12 protein-coding genes are annotated in these 12,484 nt (G+C 47.9%); all 12 read left to right on the forward strand.

Translation table 11 applies throughout. From position 1 onward, the window contains the following. Positions 1 to 17: 17 nt before the first annotated feature. Genes leuB through purF form a run of 12 tightly spaced genes read left to right on the forward strand, consistent with a single transcriptional unit; the run spans position 18 to position 12,429 of the window. Positions 18 to 1,088 carry a 3-isopropylmalate dehydrogenase gene (gene leuB, locus VC182_RS02760; protein WP_323484421.1) on the forward strand — a complete coding sequence of 357 codons (1,071 nt, stop codon included), beginning with the start codon at positions 18 to 20 and terminating at the stop codon, positions 1,086 to 1,088. A 46-nt stretch (positions 1,089 to 1,134) separates the two neighbouring features. Further along, entirely contained in the window at positions 1,135 to 2,292 is a 1,158-nt protein-coding gene (gene asd, locus VC182_RS02765) for an aspartate-semialdehyde dehydrogenase (RefSeq protein WP_323484422.1), read from the forward strand. Positions 2,293 to 2,302: 10 nt separating this feature from the next. Then, on the forward strand, positions 2,303 to 3,694 hold the full coding sequence (locus VC182_RS02770) for a FimV/HubP family polar landmark protein (RefSeq protein ID WP_323484423.1): 1,392 nt from the start codon (positions 2,303 to 2,305) through the stop codon (positions 3,692 to 3,694). 3 nt (positions 3,695 to 3,697) lie between these two features. Beyond that, positions 3,698 to 4,549 carry a tRNA pseudouridine(38-40) synthase TruA gene (gene truA, locus VC182_RS02775; RefSeq protein WP_323484424.1) on the forward strand — a complete coding sequence of 284 codons (852 nt, stop codon included), beginning with the start codon at positions 3,698 to 3,700 and terminating at the stop codon, positions 4,547 to 4,549. A 25-nt stretch (positions 4,550 to 4,574) separates the two neighbouring features. After that, complete coding sequence (locus tag VC182_RS02780) at positions 4,575 to 5,252, forward strand: phosphoribosylanthranilate isomerase (protein WP_323484425.1); 678 nt, start codon at positions 4,575 to 4,577, stop codon at positions 5,250 to 5,252. A gap of 30 nt (positions 5,253 to 5,282) precedes the next feature. Further along, entirely contained in the window at positions 5,283 to 6,476 is a 1,194-nt protein-coding gene (trpB, locus tag VC182_RS02785) for a tryptophan synthase subunit beta (RefSeq protein ID WP_323484426.1), read from the forward strand. Positions 6,477 to 6,485: 9 nt separating this feature from the next. Beyond that, positions 6,486 to 7,283, forward strand: a complete 798-nt coding sequence (gene trpA, locus VC182_RS02790; protein ID WP_216122328.1) for a tryptophan synthase subunit alpha — start codon at positions 6,486 to 6,488, stop codon at positions 7,281 to 7,283. 6 nt (positions 7,284 to 7,289) lie between these two features. After that, positions 7,290 to 8,177 (forward strand): acetyl-CoA carboxylase, carboxyltransferase subunit beta, encoded by an 888-nt coding sequence (accD, locus tag VC182_RS02795; RefSeq protein ID WP_215359963.1) that lies wholly within the window; start codon positions 7,290 to 7,292, stop codon positions 8,175 to 8,177. 4 nt (positions 8,178 to 8,181) lie between these two features. Beyond that, positions 8,182 to 9,507, forward strand: a complete 1,326-nt coding sequence (gene folC, locus VC182_RS02800) for a bifunctional tetrahydrofolate synthase/dihydrofolate synthase (protein ID WP_216122326.1) — start codon at positions 8,182 to 8,184, stop codon at positions 9,505 to 9,507. 3 nt (positions 9,508 to 9,510) lie between these two features. Then, the gene (locus tag VC182_RS02805; protein WP_323484427.1) at positions 9,511 to 10,320 is read left to right on the forward strand and encodes an SPOR domain-containing protein; all 810 of its coding nucleotides are present in this window, start codon (positions 9,511 to 9,513) and stop codon (positions 10,318 to 10,320) included. Then, positions 10,320 to 10,886 (forward strand): CvpA family protein, encoded by a 567-nt coding sequence (locus tag VC182_RS02810; protein WP_216122322.1) that lies wholly within the window; start codon positions 10,320 to 10,322, stop codon positions 10,884 to 10,886. Before VC182_RS02805 ends, VC182_RS02810 begins: the two co-directional genes overlap by 1 nt. A gap of 4 nt (positions 10,887 to 10,890) precedes the next feature. After that, positions 10,891 to 12,429 carry an amidophosphoribosyltransferase gene (gene purF / locus VC182_RS02815; RefSeq protein ID WP_216122321.1) on the forward strand — a complete coding sequence of 513 codons (1,539 nt, stop codon included), beginning with the start codon at positions 10,891 to 10,893 and terminating at the stop codon, positions 12,427 to 12,429. Positions 12,430 to 12,484: the final 55 nt, after the last annotated feature.

Below are 12,484 nucleotides of genomic sequence, written 5' to 3' on the forward strand. Positions count from 1 at the left end.
TGATTTAAAGGCCTTTCATGAAAATTGCAGTTCTACCGGGCGATGGTATCGGCCCGGAAATCGTTGCTCAAGCTGTTCGAGTGCTCCAAGCCCTTGGCCCAAAGTTTGATTTAGAAGAAGCTCCCGTAGGCGGAGCAGCTTATGACGTCGCTGGACATCCTTTGCCACCAGCCACCCTAGAGCTCGCTAAAAAAGCGGATGCTATTTTGTTTGGTGCAGTAGGTGACTGGAAGTACGACACGCTTGCACGCGAACTGCGTCCCGAACAAGCCATCTTGGGTTTGCGTAAACACCTCGAGTTGTTTGCTAATTTCAGACCAGCAATTTGCTATCCAGAACTTACAGCTGCATCAAGTCTTAAGCCAGAAATCATTGGTGGCTTGGATATTTTGATTGTGCGTGAGCTCAATGGTGATATTTACTTTGGTCAGCCACGCGGTATTCGTGCTTCTGAGTTGCCGCTGTTCAAAGGTGCGCGTGAAGGTTTCGACACCATGCATTACAGCGAGCCTGAAGTAGAGCGTATTGGACGTGTTGCTTTTGAGGCAGCACGCAAGCGCGGTAAAAAAGTGTGCAGCGTAGACAAGGCAAACGTATTAGAGACTTCTCAGCTTTGGCGTGAAGTCATGATTAGGGTTTCTAAAGACTATCCAGATGTTGAGTTATCTCATATGTATGTGGATAACGCTGCGATGCAGTTGGTTAAAGCGCCTAAAGCATTTGATGTAGTGGTAACTGGCAATCTGTTTGGTGACATCTTGTCTGATGAAGCTGCAATGTTGACCGGCTCTATCGGTATGTTGCCATCTGCCTCTTTAGATAAGAACAATAAGGGCTTGTATGAGCCTAGCCATGGTTCTGCGCCGGATATCGCTGGTAAGGGTATCGCCAATCCATTGGCCACCATTTTGTCTGCGGCAATGATGTTGCGTTATTCATTAGGTATGCCTGCAGAAGCGGATCGCATTGAAAAAGCAGTGCAGAAAGTCTTAGCGCAAGGTTTAAGAACGGCAGACATTTATACCGAAGGCACGAAAAAAGTATCAACGGTTGAAATGGGCGATGCTGTAGTTGCAGCGCTTGCGTAAGAAATTAACTAGAAGCAAATCAAATACATTCACTAGATAGTTCATCATGGCAAATTCAAAAACACCTTTAGTTGGTTTAGTTGGCTGGCGCGGTATGGTTGGTAGCGTTCTCATGGAGAGAATGTTGGCTGAAAAGGATTTCGATCTAATCGAGCCTGTATTTTTTAGCACCAGCCAAGCAGGTGGAGAGGTGCCTTTGCTCAATGGTCAAAAAGTGACTAAGAGCGAAAGCACTTTGCAAGATGCGAATGACATCAAAGCATTGTCACGTTGCGACATCATCTTGACTTGCCAAGGCGGCGATTACACCAATGACATATTCCCTAAGCTGCGTGCAGCAGGGTGGAATGGTCACTGGATTGATGCTGCTAGTGCATTGCGTATGAAGGATGACGCAGTATTGGTTTTAGATCCGGTTAATCGCCCGGTGATTGATAAAGCTTTAGCCGCTGGTGGGAAGAATTGGATCGGCGCTAATTGCACTGTGAGTTTGATGATGATGGCTATGGGTGGCTTGGTTAAGGCTGACATGGTTGAGTGGATTAGCGCGATGACTTATCAAGCAGCTTCTGGTGCTGGTGCGCAGAATATGCGCGAGCTTTTGCTGCAAATGGGCGCATTACGCGACAGCGTTGCTACGGAATTGGCTGACCCATCTTCTTGGATTTTGGACATTGATCGCAAGGTTACTGAAACGTTGCGCTCTTCTGATTTCCCGAAAAAGAATTTCCGTAACACCGCCTTAGCGGGGAGCCTAATTCCTTGGATCGACGTACCTGTTGAGAATGGACAAACTAAAGAAGAGTGGAAGGGTGGCGCTGAGTTCAACAAGATCTTAGGTCGTCCTGCATTCCGTACACCTGGCAGCATTCCAATTGATGGTTTGTGTGTGCGTGTAGGTGCGATGCGTTGCCATTCACAAGGTTTGACTGTGAAGCTCAAAAAAGATATTCCACTCAAAGAGATCGAGGCGATTCTGGCTGCAGATAATCAGTGGGTCAAAGTAGTGCCGAATGATCGCGAAACTACTGAGCGTGATTTATCGCCTGCTGCTGTCAGTGGTACCTTGACTGTACCTATTGGCCGTTTACATAAGATGGCAATCGGCCCAGAGTATTTGGGCGCCTTTACTGTTGGCGACCAGCTCTTATGGGGTGCTGCTGAGCCATTGCGCCGCATGCTTCGCATTCTGCTTGAGAAGTAATTTAGCCTTTATGTTTCGTATTAGCCGGCTGGGCTTAAAGCTACTTTGTATTGTTCTGCTTAGTTGGTCATCTATTGCTGGTGCGATTAGCTTAGGCGCCCCTCAACTCCAGTCACGCCGTGGTGAGCCACTCCGCGTAGAGATCCCAATTCGAGTTGGTGCAGATGAGCAAGGTGCTTTATCAACCCTGAACGTGACAATGCCTAATAAGGCATCTTATGAGCGCTTAGGTATTTCACAAAAGATTCTTGAGCTCAATCCGCAGGCAATCGTGTATCGCAATCGTCAAGAGCAGCTGATGGTTTTGGTAGAGACAGTCAATTCTGTACCGATGACCGATGATCCATTCTTAGATGTATTGGTTAATCTCAATTGGTCTAGCGGCAGTCTTACTAAGACATTCACATTGTTACTTGGTGATGTACAGAAGATCACTGTAAAGTCGGGGCAGTCCTTATCTGAAATAGCTGCCATCATGGCACCCCAATTAGATGGTGCTACCTTAGATCAAACCATGATGGCCCTATATAAGGCCAATCCCGATGCGTTTGCTAGCGGTAGCATCAATCGCTTGGCCGCCGGAGCTGAGTTGTCCAAACCCGGTCAGGCGCTGCTGCGCTCCATTAGTCCGGTAGAGGCAAATCAGTTTGTAGCAGATGCTAACGAACAGTGGCGCGCGGAACATGGCGAAAAAGAAGCAGGCACTGCTAATGGAAAATCAGGTAATGCTAAAACAGAGGAAGTTGTTCCTAAGGATCGACTGAAGATTGGTTCAAGCGCTGATGGCAACGATCAAGAGCGTCGCTACACTGAAGAGTTAGTCGCTCAAGAGAAGATGTTGGAGCAGACTAAAGTTCGGGTTGCTGAGTTAGAAAATAATATCGCTGACTTACAGAGACTTCTAGATAAATCTAAGGAGAAGAAAGCAGTCGACAGCAATTTTGGCTTAGGTGGCTTAGGTGGATTAGGCCCAGCTATTCTGGCTATTGGTTTGATAGGTTTAACCGGTTTATTGCTCTGGGGCTTAGCCCGCAATGCGCGTCGCTCAGAAGCGCCAAGCTTTCATGCCGACACACATCATGTTGCTAAAAATGAGAAGCCTGCAGCCAGCTCTCATTTTGAAATGCCGGCTCGTGCAAAGGCATTGTTTGATGGTATAGATCTTGATCTTTCAAAGCCCGCTAAAGAGGTTCCTGCAACAATAACTGCTCCAGTGTCAAATCCACTTGCAGATACTTTGCGCGTCAAATTGAATCTGGCGCGTGCTTACATCACGATCGAAGATTTCTCTGCAGCTAAAAAGTCTTTGGATGAAGTGCTTCGCATCAGTAATTCTGTTGATCCAGTCATCACCATTGAAGCGCAGGGCTTGTTGGCAGAAATCTCGCATCGCAATACCTGAACCATGCGTATAGCCCTCGGCCTTCAGTATGACGGCAGCCCATATTCTGGCTGGCAAACGCAGGTCAATCACAACACAGTACAAGACGAATTAGAAAAAGCCATCTCCGCTTTTGTAGGCGAGCAATCCTGTGCGGTACAGCCTATACAAACGATCACCGCAGGCAGAACCGATACCGGAGTTCATGCCTTAGGGCAGGTCGTACATTTTGATACCAATGTTGAGCGTGAAGACTTTTCATGGGTAAGGGGTGTGAACTCATTCTTGCCGCCATCGATTGTTATTAACTGGGCAAAGCCAGTTTCTGATGAGTTCAGTGCGCGCTTCTCTGCTTATGAGCGTGAATATATTTATGCCTTGCAAGCGGGGCCTTGTCGTGCGCCGATGTCGCACTCACGCGCAGGTTACTTACTGGTGCCCCCAAATCAATGGCTTGATGTCGAGGCTATGAAAAAATCAGCTGAGTGCTTGATTGGCGAACACGACTTTAGTTCTTTTCGCTCATCTGAGTGCCAAAGTAAAACACCGGTAAAAACGATTTACTCCATTGAGATTATTTCTGATCAACCATGGCTGTATTTCCGGATACGGGGAAATGCTTTTTTGCATCACATGATCCGCAATGTGGTCGGCTGTTTTTTGCAAATTGGTCAGGGCAGACAAAAGCCGGAGTGGATGGCCGAAGTCTTGGCTGCTAAGAATAGGCAAATCGCCGCTCCTACTTTTATGGCCGATGGCCTGTATTTGGCCAAAATCACTTATCCGGACGAATTTGCCATCCCCCAGCCTTGGTTGGAAAACTCTTGGCTGCCAGCTCAGGTCATCGGGAAGCAAAAGAAAGCGCAAGGGAAATAAAGGCCCTTGGCCTTATCATTCATTTATGGGCTTACTGACATATTCTCCGGGCCGAACTAGGGTCAAAATCTGCGGCTTACAGACGGCTGCTGACATCGATTCCGCTGTTTCTGCGGGGGTGGATGCTGTTGGCTTCGTCTTTTATCCCCCTAGCGTTCGGGCTGTGAGCCCTAATATCGCCGCTCAGCTCATTTCTAGACTTCCTGCGGGGGTAGATGCCGTTGGATTGGTTGTAAATGCTACAGATGAAGAATTTGCCGCTATTCGGGCTGCTGCCTCGATCACCTTATGGCAGTTTCATGGGGATGAGACCCCAGAGCGCTGTGCCCAGCTTGCTGCAGGCGAGCCTTGGATGAAGGCTGCTCGTGTAGGAACTAGCTTCGCTTTTGATGATTTTTCCCTACAATATGGGGATGCAAACGCTTTTCTGCTGGATGCCCTGGTTGAGGGATATGGTGGCGGAGGCGTTCCTTTTGATTGGCAAGGGATTCCACAGACATGGGTAAGCGAAAACGCGCCTCGGGTCGTTTTGAGTGGTGGATTGAACACGCACAACGTGGGCGAGGCCATTGCACGCCTGCATCCTTGCGCGGTTGACGTCAGTAGTGGCGTAGAAAGCAGCAGGGGTGTTAAGGATCCTGCGCTCATGGCCCAATTTGTTCAAGCAGTGCGCGCAGCGGATGCCAAAGCATCGTCCCAATAATTTGCTGTAGATAAATCAAAAGAGGTAGCTATGTACGACAAGCCAGATGCACGAGGACACTTCGGTCCCTATGGCGGCGTGTTTGTGTCTGAGACATTGATGTTTGCTTTGGATGAGCTTAAAGAAGCTTATGCAAAGTATCAACACGATCCAGAATTCATTGAAGAGTTTAATTATGAGCTCAAACACTTTGTTGGTAGACCTTCACCGGTTTATCACGCTAAGCGTTGGAGCGAAATGCTGGGTGGCGCACAAATCTACCTGAAGCGTGAAGATTTAAATCACACAGGCGCACACAAGATTAATAACGTGATTGGCCAAGCAATGTTGGCCAAACGTATGGGTAAGCCTCGCATTATTGCTGAGACAGGGGCAGGGCAGCACGGCGTTGCTACAGCAACGATCTGCGCTCGCTTTGGTTTGGACTGCACAGTCTATCAAGGCTCTGTGGACGTAGCCCGTCAGGCGCAAAACGTATTTCGTATGAAGTTACTTGGCGCTAAGGTGGTTCCAGTGGAATCTGGTACCAAGACTTTGAAAGATGCGCTCAATGAAGCGATGCGCGATTGGGTTACCAACGTGGACAATACTTTCTACATCATCGGAACCGTCGCAGGACCACATCCTTATCCAATGATGGTGAGAGATTTTCAGAGTGTGATTGGTGAAGAGTGCAAAGTACAGATGCCAGAGATGACTGGTCGTCAACCTGACTATGTTTTAGCTTGTGTTGGCGGCGGCTCTAATGCGATGGGCATTTTTTATCCTTACATCGATTTCCCGGAAGTGAAACTCATTGGTGTTGAGGCAGCAGGACATGGTCTGGGAAGTGGTTTGCATTCAGCGGCCTTGTGCGTTGGCACGCCTGGTGTGTTGCACGGCAACCGTACTTATTTATTGCAAGATAAGAATGGCCAGATCTCTGAAACGCACTCTGTTTCTGCTGGCATGGATTACCCAGGCGTTGGTCCTGAGCATGCATGGTTAAAAGATTCTGGTCGAGCAGAATATGTGGCAATTACAGATGAAGAGGCGCTCCAAGCATTCCATGATTGCTGCCAGATTGAAGGCATTATTCCTGCGCTTGAGTCTTCACACGCTATTGCTTATGCCTGCAAACTTGCTAAGACTCTGCCTAAAGACAAGACTATTTTGGTCAACCTCTCTGGCCGCGGTGACAAGGATATGCATACCGTTGCCCAGGCAACAGGTTCAGAAGGTTAAGAAAGAGTTATGTCAAAAATTACTGCGCTCTTCAAGGAGCTAAAAGCAACAGGCAAAAAAGGATTGATTCCTTTTATTACTGCTGGTGATCCAGATCCTAAACAAACCGTTGAACTCATGCATGCATTAGTTCGTGGCGGTTCAAGTGTGATTGAATTAGGTGTGCCATTTTCAGATCCAATGGCTGATGGTCCTGTCATTCAGAGATCATCGGAACGCGCGCTGACTCAAGGCGTCACTTTGTATAGCTGCTTAGAGATGGTGAAAGAATTCCGCAAGCTGGATGCCAATACACCAGTTGTTTTGATGGGTTATGCAAACCCAGTTGAGCAAATGGGAGCAGAGCGTTTTGCAACCGAAGCGAAGGCTGCTGGTGTCGACGGTGTTCTCGTAGTGGATTACCCACCAGAAGAGTGCGTGGATTTTGCCGCTCGTATGCGTGTTGCCGGTATTGACCCGATCTTCTTATTAGCGCCTACTTCATCACATGAGCGCATTAAAGAGGCGGCCAAAATAGCTTCTGGTTATATCTATTACGTTTCTATGAGAGGGGTTACTGGTGCATCTAACCTCAATACACAGGATGTGGCCAGCATCATCCCGAAAATTCGTGAAGAGACAGATATTCCGATTGCTGTAGGCTTTGGAATTAGCGATGCTGCCAGCGCTAAGGCGGTATCCGCTAGCGCTGATGCAGTGGTAATTGGTAGCCGCATTATTCGCCTTTTAGAGGATGCGCCCCCTGGGCAGGCGGTACAATCACTGGAAACCTTCATTCGTGAGATACGCGACGCATTGGATAGCTAAAAACTAATGAGCTGGATAGATAAATTACTCCCACCCCAAATTCAACATACTGATCCTGCAAATCGCAAGTCAGTACCTGAGGGATTGTGGGTCAAGTGCCCCAGTTGTGAAACTGTTCTGTACAGCACTGACATTGAAGCCAATTTATCGGTATGCCCAAAATGTAGTCATCACATGCGTATCGGAGCACGTCTGCGCTTAGACAGCTTGCTAGATGAAAAAGGCCGCTACGAAATCGGTGCTGATATCTATCCAACTGACCCGCTGAAATTTAAAGACTCTAAAAAATATCCAGATCGCATTAAAGAAGCGAATGATGCTTCTGGTGAATCTGAAGCCTTGATTGTGATGGGCGGCAAGATTGAAGCCATTCCTGTAGTAGCTGCTTGTTTCGAATTCCAATATATGGGTGGCTCTATGGGCTCTGTAGTGGGTGAGCGTTTTGCCCGCGGAGTACAAGAGGCAATTAATAAGAAGTGCGCCTTCATTTGTGTCACTGCTACTGGCGGTGCGCGTATGCAAGAAAGCTTGTTATCCCTTTTCCAAATGGCGAAGACTAACTCGATGTTGACCTTGTTGGCTAAAAAAGGCTTGCCTTATATCAGCGTGCTCACTGACCCAACGATGGGCGGTATTTCTGCTAGCTTTGCATTTATGGGTGATGTAGTGATGGCTGAGCCAAAAGCCTTAATTGGTTTTGCAGGTCCTCGCGTGATTGAGCAAACTGTTCGCGAGAAATTACCAGAGGGATTTCAGAGATCTGAGTTCCTGATGCAAAAGGGCGGGATTGACATGATTGTTGATCGTCGTCAGATGCGCGGTGAAATCGCGCGTTTACTTGCTTTGTTACAAAAGCTTCCTGAGCCTGCTATCGCGGGTAGCGCAGTCGTTTAAGCGCTTGAGCTCAGCACACCAAGCCCCCATATTATTTCCTAGCCTAGAGGCTTGGCTTAGCCACCTCGAGACTGCTCACCCCGTTGGCATAGACATGGGGCTTGAGCGCATCAATCGCGTGAAGGCTGCATTAGATCTCCATTTTGATTGCCCAGTAATTACGGTTGCCGGTACAAATGGCAAAGGCTCGACCTGTGCGTTTCTCGAGAGCATTCTGTTGGCTTCTGGTTATAGAGTCGGTTGCCATACCTCCCCACATTTACTCAAATTCAATGAGCGTGCGCGCATCAATGGTGAAGATGTCAAAGACAATCTCTTGCTTGAACATTTTGCTGCTGTCGAAGAAGCTCGGGTGAGCCTAGTCGATGCGCCGACCTTAACGTATTTTGAGTTCACCACTTTAGCCATCATGCATCTGTTTGCTAAGTCCAATTTGGATGCAGTTGTCTTGGAAGTGGGTATGGGTGGTCGCTTAGATGCTGTCAACATCGTTGATGCTGATTGCGCAATTGTGACTAGTATCGATATCGATCATGCGGATTTTTTGGGGGGCACACGCGAAGCCATTGGCCTGGAAAAGGCGGGTATTTTCCGTCCAGGACATATCGCGGTGTGTGGTGATCCTGTGCCGCCACAATCGCTGATTGATCATGCTGAAAAGTTGGGCTGCGACCTCTGGTTACAGGGACGTGACTACAACTTCCAGGGCGATAAACAGCAATGGGGTTGGGCTGGACGCAAGAAGCGCTTTAGTGGGCTTGGGTACCCAGCACTGCGGGGTGCTAATCAGATTCTGAATGCCTCTGCTGTTATTGCTGCCTTAATGGCATTGCATCAGCGCTTACCAGTGAGCGCCCAGGATATTCGCAATGGTTTTGCATTGGTTGAGCTACCAGGTCGATTCCAGGTTCTTCCGGGTCAGCCTACCGTGGTATTGGATGTTGCCCATAATCCCCATGCTGCTGCTACCTTGGCTCAGGGGCTCGATAAGATGGGTTACCACCCCTACACCTATGCCATTTTTGGGGCTATGGCTGACAAGGATATTGAGGGGGTGATTAAACCCCTCTTAAACATCGTAGATTTCTGGTTTTGCACAGATTTACCGACTCCCAGAGCTGCCAGCGCTAAGGTCTTGGCCGAGAAGCTTGAAGCTATGGGCGTAAAGCCTAAAAATGGAACGGATGGGGGTATTGAATGCTTCTCAGAACCCGCTTTAGCGTATCAAAAAGCGCTATCTTTAGCGGGTGAGGGTGATAGAATTGTCATCTTCGGATCCTTCTTTACCGTTGCAGGCGTAATGACTTACCGAAACAACCAGGCCCACTGATCCATGATTCGTTTACCAAGCTTTTTTAAGCGAAAAACCCAGTCTGATGACCTTGAAATAGGTTCAAGGGGTAGTCGCACCACCAAACGAGCAGCCCCACGCAGTTTTCAGCGCGCAGCAGAAGCTGAAGAACTTGCCCTCACAGAAGATCCAGAACAACAAAGAGCGCGCCATCGCCTGATTGGTGCTGCTGTCCTTGTATTGATTGCTGTAATTGGCTTGCCTCGTATTTTGGATAACAAACCAAAGGCATCATCTAACGACATCGCAGTAAACATTGTTACCAGCTTACCTATTCCTGGTACGGAGCCTAGGGCTGAAGAAAAACCTAAGGCCGAAGTTCCTGTTGAGCCCGCTAAAGAAGCTCCTAAGGTCGCCGCTGCACCTGCGACAGAAGTAAAGCCAGAAGCAAAAGTAGAAACTAAGGCAGACACTAAACCAGCAGCGCCTGCAGTAAATAAATCTGGCACGTTAGGTTTAGCGGCGGGTGAAGAGGTTGTGGCTGCGGCAAGTCCTAAGGCCGACGCAAAACCTAAAACAGCTGACGCACCCAAGTCAAGCACTTCCGGTTCAGGTAAGTGCGTTATTCAGATTGGTGCTTTTGCATCCGAGGCTAATGTAAAGGCCTTGTCCGCAAGACTCAAAAATCAAAACATTCCGAGTTATACCTTGAGTAAGGTGGGTGCTGATGGTGGCAAGATTTTCCTTGTTCGAGCAGGACCCTTTACTGATAAAGATGTCGCAGAAGTAGCGGAAAAGAAAATTAAGGCGATGGGTCTTTCGCCAAGACTTGTCGAGTCCGGTAAACAGTAATGGAATACTTGTCCACCCTCAAGCTAACATCGGTGGATTACTTCACCCTAGTCGTACTCTTGGTTTCTGCCTTGGTAGGCATCTCGCGCGGTTTGTTTAAAGAGGTGCTTGCTTTAGCCTCTTGGTTCGCAGCTGCTTGGGTTGCTTATCACTATAGCAACTACCTCTCCACGGAATGGCTGTCTACATTTCATCTAGATGAGCTACTTAGCCTGGGCATCAGCTTCCTCATCCTCTTTATCCTGACCCTGATTGTTTGCGGTATGTTTGGCGGGGTAGTGCAAAAAATTATTTTGTCGGTCGGCCTTAGTTTGACTGACCGTTTCTTGGGTTTGATATTTGGCGTGATTCGTGGAGGCTTGATCGTGGTGGTACTTGCGACTCTCGCTGCACTCACACCCATCCCGCAAAGTATGGCTTGGAAGAATGCCATTACCAGACCAGCAATTGATATGGCAGCCGGTTTAATTAAAAGTTGGCTTCCTGCCGACTGGGCTAAACAATTAGGTGATGCAATGCCTAAAGTTAGCCCTACCATTACTCCTAAATTAACAATAGGAATCTAGAGATATGTGCGGCGTCGTCGGAACTGTTTCCCACTCACCAGTAAATCAACTTCTCTATGATGCGCTGCTGCTTTTGCAGCATCGCGGACAGGATGCTGCAGGTATTGCAACGATGAACGGTAATTCATTCACGATGCATAAAGCCAATGGCTTGGTACGAGATGTGTTTAGAACTCGCAATATGCGTAGCTTGGTTGGTAACGCTGGCATTGGCCAAGTGCGTTACCCAACTGCAGGTTCTGCAAGTAGCGAAGAAGAAGCGCAGCCTTTTTATGTAAGCGCTCCTTACGGCATTATCTTGGCGCATAACGGCAACCTGACTAACGCACCAAGTCTGCGTGTGGAGATGGCTTATCGTGACCGTCGTCACATTAATACCAGTTCTGATACTGAAGTATTGCTTAACGTATTGGCTGATGAACTGCAAAAAGAAACCAATAGTGCAGCCCTAGATGAGGGCGCGATGTTTAACGCCGTGACTGGTGTAACTAATCGCGTTAAAGGTTCGTATGCAGTAGTTTCTTTAATAGCGGGTTATGGCTTATTGGCCTTTCGCGATCAGTACGGTATCCGTCCTTTATGTATCGGCCGCATCGATACTCCTCAAGGTCCTGAGTGGATGATTGCATCTGAGTCTGTTGCTCTAGAAGGCTTAGGATTTACCTTTGTTCGCGACGTTCATCCAGGTGAAGCAATTTATATCGACTTGGATGGTAATTTCTATTCACGTCAATGTGTACCAAATGCAGTGTTAACGCCTTGCATTTTTGAGTACGTCTATATGGCCCGTCCGGACTCAACCATTGATGGTGTGACTGTCTACAACGTGCGTATGCGTATGGGCGATTACTTAGCTGAGAAGATCCGTAAAGAAACCAATGTCGATGAAATCGATGTGGTGATGCCGATTCCGGATTCCAGCCGTCCAGCAGCTATGCAGGTAGCAAAGAAATTGGGCGTGGATTACCGTGAAGGCTTCTTTAAGAACCGTTACATCGGCCGTACATTTATCATGCCTGGCCAAGCTGTTCGTAAGAAGTCTGTTCGTCAAAAACTCAATGCCATGCGTATTGAATTTAAAGACAAGACGGTATTGATTGTGGATGACTCCATCGTTCGTGGCACAACCTCATTTGAGATTGTGCAGATGGCACGTGAATCTGGTGCGAAGAAGGTGATTTTTGCATCTGCTGCACCACCAGTGCGTTTCCCGAACGTTTACGGTATTGATATGCCAACTCGCAGCGAATTGGTTGCCTATGGCCGGACTGATGAAGAGATCAATAAGATGATTGGTGCAGATCAGTTGATCTATCAAAGCATTGAAGATATGAAGCAGGCAGTGAGGGACGTTAATCCAGATATCAAGAACTTTGAAGCATCTTGCTTTGATGGCTTCTATATTACGGGTGACATTACCGAGTCCTATCTTGATGCCTTAGAAGCCGCTAGAAATACCTCTGATGCGAAGGCTGATCGTCAGAAGGATTCGAGTGACTTCGCCCGTTCACAGCTCCACCTGCATTTGGCTACCGAAGACTAAAAAGCGACAGGAATTTGCCTTACTCGAGGCAAATTCGTAATTCGGTGTCAAAATA

Origin of the sequence: Polynucleobacter sp. AP-Nickl1-40-C4, from assembly GCF_035012665.1 — a bacterium.
Classification (GTDB): domain Bacteria; phylum Pseudomonadota; class Gammaproteobacteria; order Burkholderiales; family Burkholderiaceae; genus Polynucleobacter.

Bases quoted from the DNA above. Each gene is read 5' to 3' on its own strand.
- leuB (WP_323484421.1), top strand. From the start codon at position 18: ATGAAAATTGCAGTTCTACCGGGCGATGGTATCGGCCCGGAAATCGTT.
- asd (WP_323484422.1), top strand. From the start codon at position 1,135: ATGGCAAATTCAAAAACACCTTTAGTTGGTTTAGTTGGCTGGCGCGGT.
- VC182_RS02770 (WP_323484423.1), top strand. From the start codon at position 2,303: ATGTTTCGTATTAGCCGGCTGGGCTTAAAGCTACTTTGTATTGTTCTG.
- truA (WP_323484424.1), top strand. From the start codon at position 3,698: ATGCGTATAGCCCTCGGCCTTCAGTATGACGGCAGCCCATATTCTGGC.
- VC182_RS02780 (WP_323484425.1), top strand. From the start codon at position 4,575: ATGGGCTTACTGACATATTCTCCGGGCCGAACTAGGGTCAAAATCTGC.
- trpB (WP_323484426.1), top strand. From the start codon at position 5,283: ATGTACGACAAGCCAGATGCACGAGGACACTTCGGTCCCTATGGCGGC.
- trpA (WP_216122328.1), top strand. From the start codon at position 6,486: ATGTCAAAAATTACTGCGCTCTTCAAGGAGCTAAAAGCAACAGGCAAA.
- accD (WP_215359963.1), top strand. From the start codon at position 7,290: ATGAGCTGGATAGATAAATTACTCCCACCCCAAATTCAACATACTGAT.
- VC182_RS02805 (WP_323484427.1), top strand. From the start codon at position 9,511: ATGATTCGTTTACCAAGCTTTTTTAAGCGAAAAACCCAGTCTGATGAC.
- VC182_RS02810 (WP_216122322.1), top strand. From the start codon at position 10,320: ATGGAATACTTGTCCACCCTCAAGCTAACATCGGTGGATTACTTCACC.
- purF (WP_216122321.1), top strand. From the start codon at position 10,891: ATGTGCGGCGTCGTCGGAACTGTTTCCCACTCACCAGTAAATCAACTT.